General features: G+C 35.9%; 16 protein-coding genes. 9 read left to right on the forward strand and 7 right to left on the reverse strand.

Going from position 1 to position 24,143, the window contains the following annotated elements; genetic code table 11:
* Window positions 1-53: 53 nt before the first annotated feature.
* Window positions 54-1,337, reverse strand: coding sequence for a fumarylacetoacetase (fahA, locus tag M0M57_RS12860; protein WP_248433429.1), 1,284 nt, complete (start codon window positions 1,335-1,337; stop codon window positions 54-56).
* Between the two features lie 110 nt (window positions 1,338-1,447).
* Between fahA and glyA the strand changes: the two genes are divergently transcribed.
* The 5 genes from glyA (at window position 1,448) to M0M57_RS12885 (ending at window position 15,290) form a co-directional block, all read left to right on the forward strand.
* Entirely contained in the window at window positions 1,448-2,722 is a 1,275-nt protein-coding gene (glyA, locus tag M0M57_RS12865; protein ID WP_248433430.1) for a serine hydroxymethyltransferase, read from the forward strand.
* Window positions 2,723-2,837: 115 nt separating this feature from the next.
* Window positions 2,838-5,132 carry a muramidase family protein gene (locus M0M57_RS12870; protein WP_248433431.1) on the forward strand — a complete coding sequence of 765 codons (2,295 nt, stop codon included), beginning with the start codon at window positions 2,838-2,840 and terminating at the stop codon, window positions 5,130-5,132.
* A 21-nt stretch (window positions 5,133-5,153) separates the two neighbouring features.
* Window positions 5,154-12,458, forward strand: coding sequence for a T9SS type B sorting domain-containing protein (locus tag M0M57_RS12875; protein WP_248433432.1), 7,305 nt, complete (start codon window positions 5,154-5,156; stop codon window positions 12,456-12,458).
* Between the two features lie 2 nt (window positions 12,459-12,460).
* Window positions 12,461-13,402 carry a PorP/SprF family type IX secretion system membrane protein gene (locus tag M0M57_RS12880; protein ID WP_248433433.1) on the forward strand — a complete coding sequence of 314 codons (942 nt, stop codon included), beginning with the start codon at window positions 12,461-12,463 and terminating at the stop codon, window positions 13,400-13,402.
* Between the two features lie 10 nt (window positions 13,403-13,412).
* The gene (locus tag M0M57_RS12885; RefSeq protein WP_248433434.1) at window positions 13,413-15,290 is read left to right on the forward strand and encodes an OmpA family protein; all 1,878 of its coding nucleotides are present in this window, start codon (window positions 13,413-13,415) and stop codon (window positions 15,288-15,290) included.
* Here M0M57_RS12885 and M0M57_RS12890 read toward each other — a convergent pair whose 3' ends face one another.
* The 6 genes from M0M57_RS12890 to M0M57_RS12915 form a co-directional block, all read right to left on the reverse strand.
* Window positions 15,291-15,863 carry a pentapeptide repeat-containing protein gene (locus M0M57_RS12890; protein ID WP_248433435.1) on the reverse strand — a complete coding sequence of 191 codons (573 nt, stop codon included), beginning with the start codon at window positions 15,861-15,863 and terminating at the stop codon, window positions 15,291-15,293. It abuts the gene before it with no gap.
* A 130-nt stretch (window positions 15,864-15,993) separates the two neighbouring features.
* Window positions 15,994-17,112 (reverse strand): DNA polymerase III subunit beta, encoded by a 1,119-nt coding sequence (gene dnaN / locus M0M57_RS12895; RefSeq protein WP_248433436.1) that lies wholly within the window; start codon window positions 17,110-17,112, stop codon window positions 15,994-15,996.
* A 72-nt stretch (window positions 17,113-17,184) separates the two neighbouring features.
* Window positions 17,185-18,849: a gliding motility-associated ABC transporter substrate-binding protein GldG gene (gene gldG / locus M0M57_RS12900; protein WP_248433437.1), complete on the reverse strand. Its 1,665-nt coding sequence runs from the start codon at window positions 18,847-18,849 to the stop codon at window positions 17,185-17,187.
* Window positions 18,849-19,574 (reverse strand): gliding motility-associated ABC transporter permease subunit GldF, encoded by a 726-nt coding sequence (gene gldF, locus M0M57_RS12905; protein ID WP_248433438.1) that lies wholly within the window; start codon window positions 19,572-19,574, stop codon window positions 18,849-18,851. Before gldF ends, gldG begins: the two co-directional genes overlap by 1 nt.
* A 21-nt stretch (window positions 19,575-19,595) precedes the next feature.
* Complete coding sequence (locus M0M57_RS12910; RefSeq protein WP_248433439.1) at window positions 19,596-19,892, reverse strand: putative quinol monooxygenase; 297 nt, start codon at window positions 19,890-19,892, stop codon at window positions 19,596-19,598.
* 6 nt (window positions 19,893-19,898) lie between these two features.
* Window positions 19,899-20,726: an SAM hydrolase/SAM-dependent halogenase family protein gene (locus M0M57_RS12915; protein WP_248433440.1), complete on the reverse strand. Its 828-nt coding sequence runs from the start codon at window positions 20,724-20,726 to the stop codon at window positions 19,899-19,901.
* A gap of 106 nt (window positions 20,727-20,832) precedes the next feature.
* On the opposite strand from M0M57_RS12915, the gene M0M57_RS12920 reads away from it, so the two are divergent.
* From M0M57_RS12920 to M0M57_RS12935, 4 genes are all read left to right on the forward strand, one after another.
* Window positions 20,833-21,783, forward strand: coding sequence for a PhoH family protein (locus tag M0M57_RS12920; protein WP_248433441.1), 951 nt, complete (start codon window positions 20,833-20,835; stop codon window positions 21,781-21,783).
* 181 nt (window positions 21,784-21,964) lie between these two features.
* Complete coding sequence (locus tag M0M57_RS12925) at window positions 21,965-22,474, forward strand: hypothetical protein (protein ID WP_248433442.1); 510 nt, start codon at window positions 21,965-21,967, stop codon at window positions 22,472-22,474.
* A gap of 127 nt (window positions 22,475-22,601) precedes the next feature.
* A complete protein-coding gene (locus tag M0M57_RS12930; RefSeq protein ID WP_248433443.1) occupies window positions 22,602-23,546 on the forward strand; it encodes a phosphoribosylaminoimidazolesuccinocarboxamide synthase in 945 nt (314 codons plus the stop codon).
* Between the two features lie 176 nt (window positions 23,547-23,722).
* The gene (locus M0M57_RS12935) at window positions 23,723-24,118 is read left to right on the forward strand and encodes an ankyrin repeat domain-containing protein (RefSeq protein WP_248433444.1); all 396 of its coding nucleotides are present in this window, start codon (window positions 23,723-23,725) and stop codon (window positions 24,116-24,118) included.
* Window positions 24,119-24,143: the final 25 nt, after the last annotated feature.

Consider the following 24,143-nt stretch of genomic DNA (forward strand, 5'->3'; position numbering starts at 1 on the left):
GAGGGGGTCGGGGGAGGAAAAAAAAAACTCCGGTCAAAAACCGGAGCCAATTTTTATTTTCTCACAAAAGCCGGAAGCAACTTACTCGAAACTTCGCCAAACCCAATCCTAAACTGACTGTTTTTGCAGTAACCTTTCATCGTAACCGTATCATTATCATCAATAAATTTTCGTTCGGTTCCATTTGATAACTTGATTGGGTTTTTTCCTCCCCAAGTCAGTTCTAACATCGATCCAAAACTTTCAGGAGTTGGTCCGGAAATCGTTCCCGAACCCATCATATCGCCCGAATTCACTTTACAACCATTGGAAGTATGATGAGTCAATTGTTGAGCCATCGACCAATACATATATTTAAAATTCGATTTGCTAATTAAATTTGATTCGCCATCTTTAGGAGTTAAATATACTTCTAAATTAATGTCAAATGCTTTTTTTCCTTTTTGTTGTAAATAAGGAAGTGGAGCAGGTTCTTGTTGTGGACCTTTCGTTCTAAAAGGTTCCAACGCATCCATAGTAACAATCCACGGCGAAATGGACGAGGCAAAATTCTTCGCCAAAAATGGTCCGAGTGGCACATATTCCCATTTTTGAATATCTCTTGCACTCCAGTCATTCAACAAAACCATTCCGAAAATATAATCTTCCGCTTCTGAAACCGGAATATTTTCGCCCATAATATTAGCATCAGTTGTAATAAAAGCCATTTCCAATTCAAAATCCACTAATCGTGAAGGACCAAAAACCGGCTGTGTATCGCCATTTGGCAATGTTTGTCCCATCGGACGGTGCACCGGAATGCCTGACGGAATAATCGTAGAACTTCTTCCGTGATAACCCACCGGAATATGTAACCAGTTTGGCAATAACGCATTTTCAGGATCACGAAACATTTTCCCCACATTGGTAGCATGTTCTTTACTGGAATAAAAATCAGTGTAATCGCCAATCAAAACCGGCAATTGCATTTCAACTTCATTAATATCAAAAATAATGATATCTCGATGAGCTTTATTATCTCTTAATTTTGGATTTTCACTGTCAAATAAATCGCCAATTCGGTTTCTCACCAATCGCCACGTTTTCTTTCCATCCGAAATAAAATCATTCAACGTGTCTTGCATAAACATATCGTCGGTCAATTCAATGCCTTCAAAATAGTTTAATTGCTGCATAGCTCCTAAATCGATGGCACAATTTCCAATTCGTGTACCAATCGTTATAATATCATCTTTGGTTAAAAAAACGCCAAAAGGAATATTTTGAATAGGAAAATCGCTGTCGGTTTGGACATCTATCCAAGATTTTCTGTTCGGGTTGTTTGCTGTTATAGGCATATTTGGGTGTTTATTAAATGTTGAAAAATTATCAATCAAATATATTATTAACTATTAATTTAACAAACGATTTTCGTAATTTTGAGCTCAATTTAACGAAATATTATCAAATGCAACGCGACGAACAAATTTTTGAGCTTATTTTAGATGAGCAAGACAGACAAATTCACGGATTAGAATTGATTGCATCAGAGAACTTTGTGAGCGATCAAGTCATGGAAGCAGCAGGTTCTGTGTTAACCAACAAATATGCCGAAGGTTACCCAGGTAAACGTTATTATGGCGGTTGCGAAGTGGTGGACCAAGTTGAACAAATTGCTATTGACAGAGCAAAAGCTTTATTTGGAGCTGATTACGCAAATGTGCAACCACATTCTGGTTCGCAAGCGAATACAGCCGTATTTTTTGCTTGTTTAAAACCCGGAGACAAAATTCTAGGTTTTGATTTATCACACGGCGGACATTTAACGCACGGTTCTCCTGTAAATTTTTCAGGAAGATTATACAATCCGGTTTTCTACGGAGTTGAAAAAGAAACGGGTCGATTAAATTATGATAAAATTCAGGAAATAGCCACAAAAGAAAATCCGAAAATGATTATTGCAGGAGCTTCTGCTTATTCTCGTGATATGGATTTCAAACGTTTCAGAGAAATTGCTGACAGTGTTGGTGCGATTTTGTTGGCCGATATTTCACATCCAGCCGGATTAATTGCCAAAGGTTTGATGAATGATCCGGTTCCGCATTGTCATATTATTACGACCACAACACATAAAACCCTTCGCGGACCTCGTGGTGGAATGATATTAATGGGAAAAGATTTCGAAAATCCATTCGGAATTAAAACACCAAAAGGAGAAATCAGAATGATGTCTTCTTTGTTAGATGCCGCTGTTTTTCCCGGAAATCAAGGCGGACCATTGGAACATATCATCGCTGCAAAAGCAGTTGCGTTTGGCGAAGCTTTGTCGGATGAATTTTTCAGATATGCATTACAAGTTCAAAAGAACGCAAAAGCAATGGCAGAAGCATTTGTAAAAAGAGGATATGATATCATCTCAGGTGGAACAGATAACCATATGATGCTGATTGACTTACGAAATAAAAACATCACCGGAAAAGAAGCGGAAAATGCATTGGTAAAAGCTGAAATCACAGTAAATAAAAATATGGTTCCTTTTGATGATAAATCACCTTTTGTAACTTCTGGAATTCGAGTGGGAACACCAGCAATTACTACCAGAGGCTTGTTGGAAGAAGATATGGAAACCGTTGTGGAAATGATTGATAGAGTAATTATGAATCATACAAACGAAGAAATCATCGAAGAAGTGGCAAATGAAGTGAATGATTTTATGGGCGAAAGAGCCATTTTTGTTTATTAAAAAATTGTTAATAACAATCTTAATAATAACCTTTAGAAGTGATTTACTTCTGAAGGTTTTTTTTTAAATTTATACATTAAAAGTAAGTTTTTATTTACTATTGCAAATTCAACAAATGAACAAACATACTTTACTGTTTTTAATTGTATTTCAATTGAGTGTTTTTTTTGGGTTCGCTCAGGAAAACACTTCCAAACATACCGTTATTAAAGGCGAAACAGTATCTTCAATTGCCAGAAAATATAAAGTAACACCAAACGATTTATATCAACTGAATCCTGATATTTTTGATGGGATCAAAGAGGATCAAGTGATTATTATTCCAAATTCAGTTATTAAATCAACATCAAATACTGTAAAAACAGAGAGTAGTTCTAACAAATCTTCTGACGGAGTTATTTATCACAAGGTTGAATTTGGAGAAACTAAATTTGGACTTTCCAGAAGATACGGAGTTTCTATAAGCGAATTAGAAAGACAAAATCCGCATATTGTTAACATGCTTCAAGCGGGACATCAATTGGAAATCAGGGGAGGAGTTGATTCTAACCCAACGAAATCTATAAGTATAGTTTCAAATTCTACAACTTCAGAATTTAAAACATACGAAGTTCTTCCCGGAGAAACTTTGTACGGAATTTCCAGACGATATGGACTCACAGTTGATGATTTGGTGGATGCAAATAGTTTGGTTGGTATTTTGAGAAGCGGTCAAATTCTTCGAATCCCGGTTAAAAATACAGTAAAAGAAAATGAAAACAATCAATTTCATTTGGTTCAAGAAGGTGAAACAAAATACGGTTTGTCAAAACGATATGGCGTAACAATTGGAGAATTAGAACAAAAGAATCCACAAATTGTTCGAATGCTTCAAACCGGACAACGAATTGTTATACCGGGAAGAATTTCTTCAAATTTAGTTCAAAAACAAGAAACAAAACAGGAAGTAAAAGTTGTAGAAACTCCAAAATCGGAACCAGAAATTGTTGAAACTCCGACCAAAATAGAGAAAGTTGAAGAAGTAGTAGTGATTTCAGAACCTCAAAAAGAAGAAAAACCGGAAGTAAAAGTAGTTGAAAAAGAATCGGTTAACTCAGAATCAACAAATAATAATTGGATTGATTATGAAATTCAACCTAAAGAAACATTGTTTGGATTGTCAAGAATGGCAGGAGTTTCTCAGGATAAATTGATTGAAGTGAATCCGATTTTGAATGAAGGTGTAAAAGCAGGAACAATTATAAAAATGCCTTCTGATAAAGTTTCGGAATATAAAAAACCTGAGACAACGATTTCTGAAACAAAAACCAATTCTGTAATTGAGAACAAAGTTGAAGCTGTCGGTCTTTTAAAAACGATCAACAAAATTGAGAAAAAGGAAATTACTTTTTTAACATCATTTTCATCTGAAAAGTACTTGAGTTTTATTCAAAACCCAATTGCAGAACCAACCAAAGAAATTGAATTTTTTGCCGGTGCAAATTTAGCAATCGATTCTCTTAAAAATATGGGAGTCATGGTAGAATTGAAAAACATTCAAATTGAAGTTAGTAAAGATGGCAAAGCAGATGTTTCTTCTTTAAAGAAAAATAATGTTGACAAATCAAAAGCTGTTTTTTATTATTCGGAAGGAATTAATTCAGAAAAAATTGCTGAATTTTCAGCTAAGAATACTATTCCATTTCTTGTAAATAGTTTCGAAGTAAGTGCTCAAAAATCAGCAACAACTTATGTTAGTATTCCTTCCAAAAATGATTTAGCATTGATGGTTTTAAAATATATTTCAGATAAAAACGGAAATTTAGTAGTTGTGAGTGATGCAGTGAGTGCACTGAATGACGATTTTATTTTACAAAATTTTCCAAAAGCAAGATTTGTTAAAATTTCAGAGAAAGATGTTTTAGAAGATGAAGCATTAACCAAAGAATTAATTTTAAATAGAAAAAATTTCGTTCTCCTCAACACCGATAAAACCGGTTTAATTTTAAATACTACCACTGTATTATTGAAGCATTCTAAAGAGTATAACATTCAGTTAGCCTTATTAGAACCCAAAGAATCAATTCAAAAAGAAGGTTTTTCGGAAATGCGATTTAAAGCTTTAAATACTATTTATCCATCTTATTCTGATCGAAATAATTTTAATGAAGTTGAAAAATTTAAAGCCGATTTTAAACGAAAATATAGTTTTGAAGCGTCTGATGAAGTCATTAAAGGTTTTGATGTAACGTTTGATGCTTTAGTTCGATTGTTTCAAGACAAAAATTTTGAAGCAATGGCAAAAGATGAAATTTCAGAACAGTTAAATCATAAATTTCACTATTTTAAAGATTCAAACGGTGGATATTCTAACAAGGGCGGTTATATTCTCCAATTTGATAAAGATTCAAATACAAAAATTGCGAATTAAAGACAATAAACTCAATCATTTATGGGTTATTTTTACAAAATAAGTATTCCTTTTAACTTTAAAAATTTAGTTAATAGTAAATTATTACTGATTATTTTACTGCTTTCAGGAAGTGTAGCATTTGCTCAATGTCCAACGGTAACCAATCTAAATCAGTCTTTTTGTGATGTTGAATCCCCAACTATTGCAAGCTTGCAGGCGACAAATAATGGAGGAGGGGTGGCTTGGTTTGAATCATCAACTTCCCCAACACCTCTGGGCTCAAGTTCAGCATTGGTTAATGGGCAGAGTTATTATGCAGATAATGCGGCTGGAAATTGTGGAACAAGAATTCAAGTCACAGTAACCATTTATTCCGCACCCACCGGATCTCCTTTTCAAGGACCTTGTGTTGATTTTCCTGAGCAAGCAACTATTTCTACTCTAATTTTATCAGGAAACAATATTCAGTGGTATAACGTTGCAAATGGAGGAACTCCGCTGACACCTGACACTATCATAATTCCTAATACAATATATTATGCGAGTCAAACCAATCCTGATACTGGTTGCGAAACATCTCGATTTTCTGTATTTGTAACAATCGGAGTAGTTCCTGTTCCAACTGGTCCTCCAATTCAAACATTTTGTCAAGACCCTTCAAATCCTCCAACGGTCGCTAATTTAATTGCATCGGGTAATAATAATTGGTATTTAACGAATACATCTGTAATACCATTAGCCTTAAACACACCGTTGATTGACGGTCAGACGTACTATGCCACAACAGTTGATCTTCCTTGTCAAAGTATAGAAAGATTAGCGGTTTTAGTATCTATTCAGCCTCAAAATAATGCCGGTACTGAAGATAGTATTGTTTCTTTTTGTGAAGATGATTTTATTACTACTAATTTTGTTAATTTATTTGATTATTTAGGAGGAACTCCTTTTAATACAGGGATTTGGACAGGGCCCTTTTCTACAACTAATGGAAATTTAGGAACGTTAGATTTATCGCAATTATCATTATCAGGAAGTCCTTATATTTTTACCTACAGTGTAAATTCTTCTACTGAATGTCCGCCTGCTTCAGCAACTCTTACAATAACCATCAATCCGATTCCAAATGCAGGAACAAGTGATGCGATTATTTTATGTGAAACTGATGCAGCTATCGATTTATTCACCCTTTTAGGAAACAATCCTGAAGTAGGCGGAAGCTGGTCACCGGCATTGGCGAGTGGCACCGGTGTTTTCGACCCAACCCAAGATACAGCAGGTGTTTACACGTATACGATTATCGGCACACCACCGTGTGACAATAGTTCAGCTACAATAACAGTAACGGTTAATCCAATCCCAAATCCGGGCACAGCAGGTTCAGCACCATTTTGTGAAAACGGAGCACCACAAGATTTATTCAATTATTTAGGAGGAACTCCTGATGCAGGGGGAACCTGGTCACCACCGTTAGCGAGTGGCACAGGTGTTTTCAATCCGGCAGAAGATACAGCAGGCGTTTATACCTACACAGTAAACGATTTAGGTCCATGTGATCCGCAAAGCACGACAGTCACGGTAACCATCAACCCGATTCCAAATGCAGGAACAAGTGATGCGATTGTTTTATGTGAAACTGATGCAGCAATCGATTTATTCAACCTTTTAGGAAACAATCCTGAAGTAGGTGGAACATGGTCACCGGCATTGGCGAGTGGCACTGGTGTTTTCGACCCGACTCAAGATACAGCAGGCGTTTACACGTATACGATTATCGGCACACCACCGTGTGAGAATAGTTCGGCTACTATAACAGTAACGGTTAATCCAATTCCAAATCCGGGTACAGCAGGTTCAGCACCATTTTGTGAAAACGGAGCACCACAAGATTTATTCAATTATTTAGGCGGTACACCTGATGCAGGCGGAACTTGGTCACCACCGTTAGCGAGTGGCACAGGTGTTTTCAATCCGGCAGAAGATACAGCAGGCGTTTATACCTACACAGTAAACGATTTAGGTCCATGTGATCCGCAAAGCACGACAGTCACGGTAACCATCAACCCGATTCCAAATGCAGGAACAAGTGATGCGATTGTTTTATGTGAAACTGATGCAGCAATCGATTTATTCACCCTTTTAGGAAACAACCCAGAAGTAGGCGGAAGCTGGTCACCGGCATTGGCGAGTGGCACTGGTGTTTTCGACCCGACTCAAGATACAGCAGGCGTTTACACGTATACGATTATCGGCACACCACCGTGTGAGAATAGTTCGGCTACAATCACAGTAACGGTTAATCCAATTCCAAATCCGGGTACAGCAGGTTCAGCACCATTTTGTGAAAACGGAGCACCACAAGATTTATTCAATTATTTAGGCGGTACACCTGATGCAGGCGGAACTTGGTCACCACCGTTAGCAAGTGGCACAGGTGTTTTCAATCCGGCAGAAGATACAGCAGGTGTTTATACTTATACCGTAAATGATTTAGGACCATGTGATCCGCAAAGCACAACAGTCACGGTAACCATCAACCCGATTCCAAATGCAGGAACAAGTGATGCGATTGTTTTATGTGAAACTGATGCAGCAATCGATTTATTCAACCTTTTAGGAAACAATCCTGAAGTAGGTGGAACATGGTCACCGGCATTGGCGAGTGGCACAGGAGTTTTCGACCCCGCCCAAGATACAGCAGGCGTTTACACGTATACGATTATCGGCACACCACCGTGTGAGAATAGTTCGGCTACTATAACAGTAACGGTTAATCCAATTCCAAATCCGGGTACAGCAGGTTCAGCACCATTTTGTGAAAACGGAGCACCACAAGATTTATTCAATTATTTAGGCGGTACACCTGATGCAGGCGGAACTTGGTCACCACCGTTAGCGAGTGGCACAGGAGTTTTCAATCCGGCAGAAGATGCAGCAGGCGTTTATACTTATACCGTAAATGATTTAGGACCATGTGATCCACAAAGCACGACAGTCACGGTAACCATCAATCCGATTCCAAATGCTGGAACAAGTGATGCGATTGTTTTATGTGAAACTGATGCAGCTATCGATTTATTCACCCTTTTAGGAAACAATCCTGAAGTAGGTGGAAGCTGGTCACCGGCATTGGCGAGTGGGACAGGAGTTTTCGACCCCGCCCAAGATACAGCAGGCGTTTACACCTATACGATTATCGGCACACTACCGTGTGAGGATAGTTCAGCTACTATAACAGTAACGGTTAATCCAATTCCAAATCCGGGAGAGGCAGGTGTAGCACCCTTTTGTGAAAACGGAGCACCGGAAGATTTATTTAATTATTTAGGAGGAACTCCCGATGCGGGCGGAACTTGGTTACCGGCACTTGCAAGTGGCACAGGCGTTTTCGACCCGACTCAAGATACAGCAGGCGTTTATACGTATACCGTAAATGATTTAGGACCATGTGATCCGCAAAGCACGACAGTAACTGTTACGATTAACCCAATTCCTAATGCAGGAACAAGTGATGCGATTGTTTTATGTGAAACTGATGCGGCAATTGATTTATTCACTCTACTTGGAAACAATCCTGAAGTAGGCGGAACATGGTCACCGGCACTGGCGAGTGGTACAGGAGTTTTCGACCCCGCCCAAGATACAGCAGGTGTTTACACGTACACGATTATCGGCACACCACCGTGTGAGGATAGTTCAGCTACTATAACAGTAACGGTTAATCCAATTCCAAATCCGGGCACAGCTGGTTCAGCACCATTTTGTGAAAACTCACCGGCAGATGATTTATTCAATTATTTAGGCGGCACACCTGATGCAGGAGGAACTTGGTCACCACCGTTAGCAAGTGGCACAGGTGTTTTCGACCCGACTCAAGATACAGCAGGCGTTTATACGTATACGGTAAACGATTTAGGTCCATGTGATCCGCAAAGCACGACAGTCACGGTAACCATCAACCCGATTCCAAATGCAGGAACAAGTGATGCGATTGTTTTATGTGAAACTGATGCGGCAATTGATTTATTCACTCTACTTGGAAACAATCCTGAAGTAGGCGGAACATGGTCACCGGCACTGGCGAGTGGTACAGGAATTTTCGACCCCGCCCAAGATACAGCAGGTGTTTACACGTACACGATTATCGGCACACCACCGTGTGAGGATAGTTCAGCTACTATAACAGTAACGGTTAATCCAATTCCAAATCCGGGCACAGCTGGTTCAGCACCATTTTGTGAAAACTCACCGGCAGATGATTTATTCAATTATTTAGGCGGCACACCTGATGCAGGAGGAACTTGGTCACCACCGTTAGCAAGTGGCACAGGTGTTTTCGACCCGACTCAAGATACAGCAGGCGTTTATACGTATACGGTAAACGATTTAGGTCCATGTGATCCGCAAAGCACGACAGTCACGGTAACCATCAACCCGATTCCAAATGCAGGAACAAGTGATGCGATTGTTTTATGTGAAACTGATGCGGCAATTGATTTATTCACTCTACTTGGAAACAATCCTGAAGTAGGCGGAACATGGTCACCGGCACTGGCGAGTGGTACAGGAGTTTTCGACCCCGCCCAAGATACAGCAGGTGTTTACACGTACACGATTATCGGCACACCACCGTGTGAGGATAGTTCAGCTACTATAACAGTAACGGTTAATCCAATTCCAAATCCGGGCACAGCTGGTTCAGCACCATTTTGTGAAAACTCACCGGCAGATGATTTATTCAATTATTTAGGCGGCACACCTGATGCAGGAGGAACTTGGTCACCACCGTTAGCAAGTGGCACAGGTGTTTTCGACCCGACTCAAGATACAGCAGGCGTTTATACGTATACGGTAAACGATTTAGGTCCATGTGATCCGCAAAGCACGACAGTCACGGTAACCATCAACCCGATTCCAAATGCAGGAACAAGTGATGCGATTGTTTTATGTGAAACTGATGCGGCAATTGATTTATTCACTCTACTTGGAAACAATCCTGAAGTAGGCGGAACATGGTCACCGGCATTGGCGAGTGGGACAGGAGTTTTCGACCCATCCCAAGATACAGCAGGTGTTTACACGTACACGATTATCGGCACACTACCGTGTGAGGATAGTTCAGCTACTATAACAGTAACGGTTAATCCAATTCCAAATCCGGGAGAGGCAGGTGTAGCACCCTTTTGTGAAAACGGAGCACCGGAAGATTTATTTAATTATTTAGGAGGAACTCCCGATGCGGACGGAACTTGGTTACCGGCACTTGCAAGTGGCACAGGCGTTTTCGACCCGACTCAAGATACAGCAGGTGTTTATACGTATACGGTAAATGATTTAGGGCCATGTGATCCACAAAGCACAACAGTCACGGTAACTATCAACCCGATTCCAAATGCAGGAACTGATGGAGCCACAACTGTTTGTGAAAACGACCCAAGTTTTGATTTATTCACGTTTTTAGGCAACAATCCTGAAATAGGAGGTGAATGGTTCCCAGAACTAGCGAGTGGCATAGGAATTTTCACACCGGGCATTGATCAACCGGGAATTTATACTTATACGATTATTGGAACATTTCCTTGTGAGAATAGCACAGCAAGTGTAACGGTAGATGTTAATTCTACTGCTAATGCAGGAACTTTTACAGGAATTCAAAGTGTTTGTGCTTCAGAAGGAACATTTGATTTGAATACATTATTAGATGGAACTCAACAAGTTGGCGGAAGTTGGACAGATAATCAAGGCGACACAGTTTCAAATGTGTTAACAATTACTAATTTATCTCCTGGAACGTATAATTTTATTTATACAGTAACAACCGATTGTAATACCGATTCCGAACCTGTTCAATTAACAATTATTCAAGGAACGGAAATTCTTCCGGAAGACGTGATTGTTCTTTCACCTATTTGTCAAGGAGAAAATTCAACGGTTACCATTTTCAATTTAGCAGATGGAAATTATTCATTGAATTATTCACTTTCAGGAAGTAATTCTGTAGACAATCAAATCGTATTATTTACGGTTGTTGATGGCGAAGTAAGTTTTGAAATAGATACCGCACAATTGGCAAATCCGGGAATTACCACTTTGGCATTTAATTCGATTTTAAACACGGTTACAAATTGTGGAACGGTACTAACCGGATTATCTTTTGAAATTGAAATCTTACCATTATTAACTTTGGCAAATACTAACTTAACTGTTCAAAATGTTTGTCTTGGAACGGAAGTTATCGTTCAAATTTCGGGAGCAACTAATTTGGCTGATGGAACATATCAATTTGTTTATTCCATTCCGAATGCAAATCCGATTACAGGAAATTCAGGAGATGTTACTATTAACGGAGGTTCAGGTCAATTTACAGTTCCTGCTTCTGTGTTTCCAACGGCAGGAAATTATACGTTGACTTTTAATTCGATTACAAGTGAAACTTTACCTTGTAATAATTTGAATCCGGCTGTTTCAGTTTCATTTGAAATTTTACCTGCGGCAACCATAACTGAAGCATTGGTTTCACTTTCCGCAATTTGTGCAAATTCAGACGGAACCGTTACTATAACAAATGCAACAAACTTATCAAATGGAACATACCAATTAACTTATCAAATAACAGGAGCAATTACACATAACGAAACAATTTCTGTTGAATTTTTGAATGGACAAGCTAGCTTTGTAATTCCATCCACCATTTTAATAAATGCAGGTGAAATTACACTTTCCATCAATCAAATAAATTCTAATACAGGGAATGCTTGTGGCACATCTGGTCATACTTTCAATTCAGTAACATTAAGCATAGAAAATGTAGAAACTCCAGAACTTATTGAAGGCGGAAATTCATTTTGTGAAGATGATAATGCCACCATTGCCAATTTAAGCAACAACATCGATAGTGACCAAACCATTATTTGGTATGATGCTCCTTTGAATGGAAATGCTTATTCTGATTCAACTGTTTTGGTTGATGGACAAGTTTATTATGCTTCCTTTCAATCTTCAACTGGTTGCGGAAGTACGGTTCGATTAGCGGTAACAGTTTCCATTAGAGATTGTACAGATATTATCATTCCCGATGGATTTTCACCTAATGATGATGGAATTAATGACTTTTTTGTGATTAAAAACATCAGAACATTATATCCGAATTTCGATTTAGAAATATTCAATCGTTACGGAAGCATCCTTTACAAAGGAAATGCAGCTTCTCAAGATTGGGATGGAACATCAGACAAAGGAATTCAAGTTGGCGGCAACAAACTTCCAGCCGGAGTCTATTTCTTTATCATCAATTTTAATGACGGAATTAGAGAACCATTGCAAGGAAGGGTTTATTTAAGCAGATAATTATGAAAAAACTTATCAAATATAAAATTCAATTATTCCTACTTCTGATGTCAATGATGGCAACGGCTCAGCAGGATCCACAATACACACAATATATGTACAATATGAGTGTGCTCAATCCTGCTTATGCAACCGATAATCCGGATGTAATTAATTTTGGAGCTCTTTATCGTGCACAGTGGGTTGGATCGGTAGGCGGACCAACAACCGGTTCATTTTTTGCTCATTCGCCTATTGCTAAAAAAATTGAAATGGGACTTTCTATTATCCACGATCAAATTGGTGATGTGGTGAATGAAACCAATGTTTTTGTTGATTTTGCTTATGTTTTAAAATTAAATGAAACCAACAAACTTTCCTTTGGAATAAAAGGAGGAGCCACTTTTTTTAATACAAGTTTTGACGGATTTGTTTATTCAGATGATCTTCCCGATCCGGCTTTTGCCAATAATTTAAGCAGAACTTTTCCCAATGTTGGAGTAGGGGCTTTTTACTTTGGTGAGAATTATTATTTAGGTTTATCCAGTCCGAATTTATTGCGAACTAAACATTTAGAAAGAGAAGATGGAATTATAGCAACCGGTGTTGAAGAAATCCATTACTTTTTAACGGGAGGTTATGTATTTAATTTGAATGATAATTTGAAATTCAAACCCGCTTTTATGACCAAAGCAGCAACCGGAGCCCCAATGTCTTTAGATATTACAACAAATTTTTTGATTAATAATGTGTTTGAAATTGGTGCAGGATATAGATGGGATGATTCTGTGAGTGGATTAGTGAATTTTAAAATTTCTCCGTCACTCAGAATTGGTTATGCTTATGATTATACGCTTTCTAATTTGGGGAATTTCAATTCCGGAAGTCATGAAATTATGATTCTATTTGATTTGAACAAGAAAGGAAGTAGCAATGGTTATGATAAATCCCCACGTTTTTTCTAAAGAAATTAAAATGAGAAACAGCAGATACATAATTTTCTTTTTGCTAATAAGTCAGATTTTATTGGCTCAAAAACCTACGCTTAAAAAGGCAGATGAACTTTTTGCCAATAAAGCGTATGTCGAAGCAGCAAAAATGTATGAAAAATTTAAGGAAAAGCAAGATCAAAAAGTGCTTCAAAATTTAGGAGATTGTTATTACTACAATGCTCAAATGAAATTTGCTGCCGACAATTATGGTAATTTGGTTTTTAAATACAAAGACAGCGTAAAACCGGATTATTTATTCCGCTATGCTCATGCTTTAAGAGGTATCGATGACTATGAACGAGGCGATAAAATTATGAGCGATTATTTGAAATATCCGGTAGATACCAAAAAATTTAAAGAGCATCTTAACAATATTGTACCTTTTAATTATAAGGTTAATCAAATGACAAGAAGCACTAGTACAGGCGATTTCGGAATTTCTTTTTTTGGAGAAAAAGTTGTTTTTGCTTCGTTAAGAAGTGAAGATAGTCCACTCTATAAATGGAACGAAAAACCTTATTTAGATTTGTATGAAGCAACAGTTTCAAAAGCTGGAATCTTAGAAAATATCAAACCTTTTTCAGAAAAAATCAATACCAAAACACATGAAAGTAACGCTGTTTTTACAAAAGATGGCAAAACAATGTATTTTAGTAGAACTAATGATAAGCAAGTTCAGGTTGGTGAAGAAAAGTTTGCTTCGGTTAAACTCTTTAGAGCTGAATTTGTTGAAAATGAATGGACAAATGTAACAGAATTACCTTTTTCCAGCGAACAATTTTCCACACAACATCCCGCTTTAAGTGTGGATGAAAAGAAGTTGTATTTTTCAAGCGATAGACCTGAATCTCTGGGTTCATTTGATATATTTTATGTTGATATTTTAGAAGATGGAGGATTTACAGAACCTCAAAATTTAGGCAATAATATTAACACCATTCACAGAGAGCAATTTCCTTTTGTGGCAGAAGATGGCACGTTGTATTTTGCTTCCGATGGATTGCAAGGTTTGGGTGGTTTAGATATTTTTATGGCACGAGTTTACAGCGATGAATTTGGAAAGCCAATCAATTTAGGCGAAACTATTAATACCGGAATGGATGATTTTGCTTATGTTTTAAAAGCCGAAGAAAACTTGGGTTATTTTGCATCCAACCGAAAAGGAACAGATAATCTTTATTCGTTTATTAGAGAAGAAAATGAACGACGATTTGTTGTAGAAGGTGATGTTCGAGATAAAATATCCAAAGAATTATTGCCTGGCACAACGGTTACTTTATATGATATGGATGATAAATTAATCGGTCAATTAGTGGTAGGTGCAGATGCAGATTATGTGTTTAATTCTGAGCCCAATACGAAGTATAAAATCGTAGCAGAAAGAGATTTTTACATATCAAAAGAAGAAACATTTGAAACCACCGATGATGGAAGAGTGCGTTTTACGATTGAATTAGAAATTGAATCGTATGATGATGCCGAAGAAATTATTGTAACCAAAGACGATGGATTAGTTTATATTCAGTTGGAAAACATTTATTTTGATTTGAATAAATGGGATATTAAAGAAGAAGCAGCTCGTACATTGGATGTTTTGGTTGCTATTATGAAAAAATATCCTCGAATGGAAATTGAATTAGGAGCTCACACCGATTCAAGAGCTTCAGATGCTTACAATTTACGCTTGTCGCACGATAGAGCAGGGGCAGCACTGGAATATTTAGTTTCAAACGGAATTAGCCGAAACCGTATGCGATCAAAAGGGTATGGCGAACGTGTGCAATTAATCAAATGTGGAGATAATTGTTCGGAAGTGGAACATTCGATTAATCGTCGTTGCGAATTTATTATTTTGAAATAATTATTTGATTACCAAATCATATTTTGAGAGCAATCCTTTTAAGCCTTCGGTAGAAAAGATTGCTCTTTTCATTTTATTTTTTTCCGGATCGATGACAAAATCATAGCTCGAATAAAAGTCGGCTTTTTGAAGGTTTGTATCAATAAAAACAGCTCTTCTTAAATTGCAATTGTCAAATAAAGCTTCGGTTAAATCGCTATTCATAAAATCAACCGAAATCATACTGCAATTGATAAACTGCATTTTTTTTAGTTTTAAAGCATAAAACTGAGCATAATCCAATAGGCAATTTGTAAAATTAAAATTGTAAATCACTTGATCAGTCATCGCAAAATTCACCGATGTAAAATCACATCCAATAAATTGAACATCTCTCAATGAAACATAATTGATTTTAGTTTCTTTAAAATTACAATCATAAAAAGTGCATTCTACAAACATGACTCCGGCAAAATCACATTGTGTAAAATCGCAATTTCTAAACGTACATTGTTCAAATTCTTTGTATCTGATGGATAAATTTTCAAATGCTACATCAGTAAATATCTGCTCAAAATTATAATCTGTAGCCATTTTATTTAAGTTTTAAATTGATTATAGTCTTAAAATCAACTGAGACGGAAAAGTTAATTAATTTTATTTTCATTTATAAAAAAAAGCTGTAACCCAAATGAATTACAGCTTTTTGAATATTTTTAATAAATTAGTTATTCAACATAACCGGCATTACTAACATTGTAATTACTTCGCCTTCGTCTAATCCGTCAACCGGAGTTAGAATTCCTGCACGGTTTGGTAATGACATTTCTAATTGAATTTCATCCGATTGAAGGTTGGTTAACATCTCTGTTAAAAAACGAGAGTTAAAACCAATTTGCAAATCATCACCTTGATAATCACACGTCAATCTTTCTTCTGCTTTGTTTGAGTAGTCTATATCTTCTGCAGAAATATTTAATTCGGTTCCGGCAATTTTTAAACGAATCTGGTGTGTAGTTTTGTTAGAAAAAATAGCCACACGACGTACTGAACTCAAAAACTGACTTCTATCGATATGTAATTTATTTGGGTTTTCCTTTGGAATTACCGCTTCGTAGTTTGGATATTTTCCATCAATTAAACGACAAACTAACATGTAATTATCAAATGAGAAAACGGCATTACTGTCGTTGTACTCAATTTTTACTTCGCTGTCTGAAGTTCCCAAAATACCTTTTAAGATATTTAATGGTTTTTTAGGCATAATAAAATCGGCCACTTCAGAAGCTTTCACGTCTGTGCGAGAATATTTTACTAATTTATGAGCATCGGTTGCTACAAAAATTAATCCTTCCGGAGAAAATTGGAAGAATACTCCCGACATTACCGGACGTAAATCGTCGTTTCCGGCAGCAAAAATGGTTTTGCTAATAGCTGTTGCTAAAACTTCTGCAGGCACTAAAGTAGAAGATGGATCATCTAACACAACTGCTTTTGGAAATTCGTCACCCGAAGCATAAGCCAAGGCATATTTTCCTGAATTTGAACTAATTTCAATAGTATTGTTTTCTTCAACAGTAAATGTTAAAGGCTGTTCCGGGAATGTTTTTAGAATTTCTAATAATAATTTAGCAGGAACGGCTACACTTCCTTCGCTTTTGCTGTCTATTTCAAGAGTGGCAGACATGGTTGTTTCTAAATCAGAAGCAGAAACAATCAACTGATTATTGTCTAATTCGAATAAGAAATTATCTAAAATTGGTAGTGTATTGCTGCTGTTAATCACACTACCTAAAACTTGTAGTTGCTTTAATAAATACGAACTCGATACTATAAATTTCATTTCGGTTTTTATTTTTTATATCCCACAAATATAAAGGTAAGTATTGAAACAAAAAAAGTATTTTATTAACATCTATCGGGCATATTTTCTTTTTCGCAAATAAGCGAACAAAACTGCAAAAAGAAACAACAACACTATTGGCATTCCAACAGTTAACAGTTGAATATAGGTGTATTCTTTGGCTACTTTTTCTTTATCCAAAAAAGCTAATTTTACTTCTTTATTTCTAATGTTAATAAGTCCGCTGTCATCCAACAGATAATTCATGGCATTCAACAAAAATTCTTTGTTGCCATAAACTTGTTGCGTCCATTGATCGATGCCGCCGTTTAAAGGTTTTTTGTTAACGTAGTTATAGTTAACAATATCACCATCGGCAATCACAATCATTTTATTTTCCTTTCCATCTTCTAAATTGGTATTTAAAGAAAAAGGTTTGACTCTGTTTTTAAAACCGGAAGTAAATTTTCCTTCTAAAAGAACACCAATATTTTGGTTGCCTTTGTTATACGATTGCTCATCTAATTCCTCCATAAATTCATATAAATTCATTTCTAAAGGAGCACCAACTGCTTTGGATTGAGGAGAACTTTTAAGTAAAACAGTTTTTTTAATGCCATTTTTTAACGTATCAAGCGTATTGGCAAATTCTAACTTAATAAGATTGATATTTTTGTTGATAGTATGGTTGTTATCTGATTTAATAATTGGCGAATATAACCAATCAATTGGAACATCACCTTGAGCCGACTGAGCGGTGATGGGTGTTGAAAGTAAATCCTGCACCAATTGATAATTGATTCTGACTCCGTATTTAAAAAATAAATCATCTAAATTTAATTCTCTTGGAAAAGCTAAAGTTGAACTGTTTTCGTTTTGAAGCGAATCGATATCAGCTACAACTTTATCAATCAACCACATTGTTTTTCCACCTTTCATCACAAATTGATCTAAAATGTATTTTTCGTTATCCGAAAAGGCTTCAGTCGGTTTAACAATAAGAGCAGCATCAAAACGATTCAGGTTTTCCAGGATTTTTTGTGGATTATCTTGCAACGAATCCAAATTAAATTCACCTAATTGATAATATTCTCTCAAATTCAATAAATAATCAGCTTGGTATTTGTCGGCCAATTGTCCGTTTCCTTTTAAAACCGCAATTCGTTTTTTCTTTTCGGTGGTGATTTTGGTAATCGCATCGGCAAAAGCAAATTCTAATAATTGCACAGAACTGTTGATGTTTTCCGAAGGAGAATTTCCGAAATTATTAATCAAAAGTGGTACGCGAACCGATTTTTCATTCTGATTGGCAATCGCCCAAGGAAAAATTTGAATTAATTCTTTTTTACCTTTTTTGTTGCTGTTGATGTTGGTGGGAATAAAACCTAGTCTAACTAACTCTTCAACATATTGCTGAGCTTGACTTTCGTCTTCCAACGGATTTGTGAATTGAAAAATTAGATTGGAATTATGACTGCGAAATTCTTCTAAAATTTGTCTGGTTTCGTTTTGAAGACGTTTGAATTCCGGAGGAAAATTCCCATCTAAAAAAACATCAATAAAAACAGGTTCTTCAATGTTTTCGATTAGTTTGATGGTGCTTTCTGATAAAGTATAGCGTTTATCTTGGGTTAAATCAAATCGTTTGAAATAGAAATTTCCAACTATATTAATGACAATAATTACTGCCAAAAGCAGTAAAAATGGGAGTATATTTTTTTTAGTTTGCGTGTTCATTAGTTTTTCAGGGATTTAAGTTGATAAACTGTTGCTGCCAAAAATAAAACCGTCACACTAATAAAATAGAGAACATCGCGAGTATCGATTACACCGCGACTGATGCTTTTGTAATGAAAATCCATTCCCAATGAAGCAACAAAATCTGAAAAAGAAGCGGATAGTATTGAAATTCCTTCAAACCCAAAATAAAACAGAAAACACAAAAATACAGCGATGATAAACGCAACAATTTGATTTTCTGATAGGGTAGAGGTAAACAATCCAATAGAAGTGTAGGAAGCAACCAAGAAAAGTAAACCAAAATAGGAACCAATTGTGCTTCCTAAATCGAAACTTCCTGTAGGAGAGCCGTAATTGGAAATGACAAAAACATACACCAACGTTGGAATTAACGCTATAATTATCAAAACAAATGCTCCAATAAATTTTCCGTTTACAATTTGCCAACTTGTTAATGGCTTTGTTAAAAGTAATTCAATGGTTCCTTGTTTCTTTTCATCCGAAAAACTTCGCATGGTTACTGCGGGAATCAAGAAAATTAAAATCCAAGGAGCTAATGTGAAAAACGGATTCAAATCGGCAAAACCGCTATTTAAAATATTGAAATCACCTTCAAACACCCAAAGGAAAAGTCCGTTAAGGATTAAAAATATCGCCACCACCATGTAACCAATGGGTGAGCCAAAGAATGATTTTATTTCCCGTAGAAGAATTGCTTTCATATATTATTGAATAATTTTCGATTAAGTAAGCGAAACCATTTTATCCACACTCCAAGCTTCCGGTTTATCATTAAATAATTTTTTGGTAAACTGCCAAACATCATAAAATAGTTCAGAATTGCGATAGTTTTCTAAATCGGCTTCGGTTTCCCAATAACTATAGGTAAAAAAAATTTCAGGGTTTTGTTTATCCTGATACAATTCTAACAAACGGTTTCCTTCGGCATTTCGTATTTTTTCTTTCATTAATTCAAAATTTTCCAAAAATTTCGGAATATTTTCTTCGTGAAAACTCATTTTTACGATTCGAACAAACATAGTTATTTATTTAAAATTAATGGTAATGGTGTCTCGATAACCAATTCCTAATAAACTTGTTGCTGTACCAACGGTTGCAGCATTACTTCTAAATATGGCAATTTCTAAATAACCAGCTTCGTTGAAAATGGCCAATTTTTCTCCTTCATAATATTTAATCGGAAACTTATCTGAAACAGCAATTGATGAATAATTAGGTAAAATTGTTTTTAATGGTCTTGGCTTAATATCAATTTCATACGGTCTTCCTTTTCCTAATTCAATAAATTGTTTTTTAGATATATTAATGACAATATTTCCAAAATGATCAATATAAATTACGTTTCCACGGATTGAATTCCCGTCTTTAGACACAATTGGTTGTAAATCGGTAATTTGTTTTAGAGCTGTAATTTCTTTACCAATCACATTCAATGAGCCTCCTTTTGCCAGATGACAAGCAACAGTTTTAAATACATCCATATCGGTTGCATCTTGCGATAAGCGATCATGAATGTTAATGGCCACAATTTTTTCTGGTATAATATGTTGGGATAGCATACTCAAAATTCCGTTATCGGCACACACAAAAAAATGGTCATTCCATTTCATGGCAATGTGTTCGTTTTCGGCATTGCGTTCGGCGTCAACACCAATTAAATGAACAGTTCCTTTAGGAAAACTGTTGTACGAAGCCTGTATGATGTAACTCGCTTCGGAAGCATTAAACGGATCGACGTTATGCGAAATGTCTATAATTTTGGCATCCGGAAATTCAGATATAATTTTACCCTTCAAAGCACCCACAAAATGGTCTTTGAGTCCGTAGTCCGTCGTAAGCGTAATTATTGACATTTTTTTGTTTATAACTATTCGTAGAACCTACGAAGTTTTTTGTTTAAATTTGAGTGATGCAAATCTACTAATTAAAAACTATTTTTTAATTTTAAAACTGTTGCTTTTGAACGAAAGAATTATTGAACTACACGACATCGCCCCAAAAGAGTTTTGGGGAGCTCAAGATACCCATCTTGAAACCATCAAAAAATACTATCCAAAGCTAAAAATTGTAGCCCGAGGAACCACCTTGAAGGCTTACGGCGAGAAGGAAGTGTTAGATGAATTTGAAAATCGCTTCAACCGATTGATGCTTCATTTTACCCGTTACAATAATATTGATGCTAATGTTATTGATCGAGTGATTCAGAGTAATTCGCAGGAAGAACAGCGAATGCCGGATCATGATAAAATTTTGGTTCATGGTATTGGCGGGAAACTCATTAAAGCCATGACGCCTAATCAGCAAAAAATGGTGGAGTTGATTAATAAAAATGATATGGTTTTTGCAGTTGGTCCGGCCGGAACTGGAAAAACATATACCGGTGTGGCTTTGGCTGTAAAAGCATTAAAAGAAAAACAAGTAAAACGAATTATTTTAACCCGTCCCGCGGTAGAAGCTGGTGAAAACTTAGGCTTTCTTCCGGGTGATATGAAGGAAAAGCTAGATCCGTATATGCAACCTTTATATGATGCATTGCGAGATATGTTGCCTCCACAGACGTTGGAAGATTATATTTTAAAAGGAATTATTCAAATTGCACCTCTGGCTTTCATGCGTGGAAGAACATTAGACAATGCATTTGTGATATTAGATGAAGCTCAAAATACTACCCATTCGCAAATGAAAATGTTTTTAACCAGAATGGGAAAAAATGCTAAATTCATCATTACCGGAGATCCTGGACAAGTTGATTTACCTCGCAGAACTATTTCCGGACTAAAAGAAGCGATTCTGATTTTGAAAGATGTGGAAGGAATTGGTATTTTATACTTAGATGACAAAGATATCGTTCGTCATAGATTAGTTAAAAAAGTGATTGACGCTTATAAAAGTATTGAGAATTTGGATTAATTTTATTAAAACGTTTATTTATCAAGATAACTTTAGCCTTTCCTTAAATCAAATGGGAAGGCTTTTTTGTTTTTACTGACATTTTGTAATGTGCTTACAATCAATAAAATAAGAAAATATTTACTTTTCGGCACAGTATTTGACTATGTAATAGTAATTAACAATAATTAATAAATTAAAAATGAAAAAAATCTTTTTAGTATTCAGTTTGTTTACAGCAAGTTTTGCTTTTTCACAATCACAAGAAGTGAAAATTACGCCTGACAATTCATGGTTCAAAGCAGGATTAAATGTTGGTCTACCAATTGGTGATACAGCAGACGTAGCCTCTTTTACTGTAGGAGCAGACGTTAGAGGGCAGTATTTGGTAAATCCTAGTTTTGGGATTGGTATAGCTTCTGGTTACAATCATTTTTTTGGAAAAGATGAAGCAGAAGATTTTGGTTTAATTCCATTAGCCGGTTTCGCAAGATATTACGCTCAGCCAGCAGGTTTGTTTGTAGGAGCAGATTTCGGTTACGGATTTTTAACCAATGCCAATGACAACAGTGGTGGTTTATATTTAAGTCCACAAATTGGTTACCACAATGAAAAATGGAATTTCTATGGTTACTATCAACACACGTTTGCCGAAAATGATATCGACATTCAAGTGGTAGGTTTAGGAGTTACTTATAATATTATGTTCTAATATTTGGACATAATAAATTCAAAAGGATAGCATTTGCTATCCTTTTTTTATACAAATTTTTAAAGCTTTTCATGAATAAAAAGTGAGTTATAATTTCTATTTTTGCACTTCACAACAACACACAATCATGAACACAATTACGACTACTAATTTCAATTTTCCCAACCAAAAATCGGTTTACCGAGGCAAAGTCAGAGAGGTTTATAACATTAACGATGAAATTCTTGTCATGATTGCTACTGACAGACTTTCTGCCTTTGACGTTGTCATGCCAAAAGGAATTCCGTATAAAGGACAAATTCTAAATCAAATTGCTACAAAGTTTATGCAATTAACGCAAGATATTGTTCCTAATTGGCTCATTGCAACTCCAGATCCTAATGTCGCAATCGGACATTTGTGTGATCCTTTTAAAGTGGAAATGGTAATAAGAGGTTATTTGTCCGGTCATGCTGCCAGAGAATATTCCGTAGGAAGACGATTACTTTGTGGAGTAGAAATGCCTGAAGGATTAAAAGAAAATGATAAATTTCCAATACCAATCATTACACCAACAACCAAAGCAGATAATGGTTCGCATGATGAAGATATTTCTCGTGAAGCCATTTTAGAAAAAGGAATTGTTTCTGAAGAAGATTATCTCATCTTAGAAAAATATACTCGTGCATTATACCAATGCGGAACGGAAATAGCTGCTTCACGAGGATTAATTTTAGTAGATACGAAATATGAATTCGGAAAAACTAAAGACGGGAAAATTGTATTGATTGATGAAATTCACACTCCTGATTCTTCTCGCTATTTTTATGCAGAAGGTTATCAAGAAAGACAAAATAATAATGAAGAACAGAAACAACTTTCTAAAGAATTCGTTCGTCGTTGGTTGATTGAAAATGGTTTTCAAGGAAAAGAAGGTCAGCAAATTCCGGATATGACTGATGACTATATTGAAACCGTTTCAGAACGATACATCGAATTGTACGAAAATATAATTGGTGAAAAGTTTGTTAAAGCTGATATTTCTAATATTCATGAAAGAATTGAAGTAAATGTCTTGAAATACCTTAAATAGCACTATTATCAATAGATTATGAAAATTAAGCCAGGCAATTGTCTGGCTTTTTCTTATTTAGAAATGTTAAAGATATGTTATAAATATTTAACAATGTAACAATTAGAAATAGCTGTCGTCTATTACTATATCAATCATCAAAAAATTAATCAATCATTAATCAAAAAACGAACATCATGAAAAAATCAATTGTTTACTTAGGAATTGCCCTTTTGGGTTTTGGTACATTAGCTAATGCAGCTAACAATGGAAACATAACTTCTTCAAAAACAGAAGTTAGTGTTTATGCAAAATATTATGCTACTCCACTTTGTGTAGCAATCAGCAAAGGGGAAGTTGAAGTGGTTAAAAAATTCATCGAATACGGTGCCGATATTAACGAAACTACAAACGGATTAACTCCGTTAATGTATGCTGCCCGTTACAATCAAGTTGAAATTATCAAATTGCTTTTAGAAAAAGGAGCAAATATAAAAAGTAAAGATGAAAGAGGTTTTACAGCATTGAATCATGCTGAAAATTCAAAAGCAACAGAAGCGATTGAACTTTTAAAAAATCATTCAAAAAAATAAAAATTGGTTTAGGTTAGTTGTAAAT

Source organism: Flavobacterium azooxidireducens, from assembly GCF_023195775.1.
Lineage (GTDB): Bacteria > Bacteroidota > Bacteroidia > Flavobacteriales > Flavobacteriaceae > Flavobacterium > Flavobacterium azooxidireducens.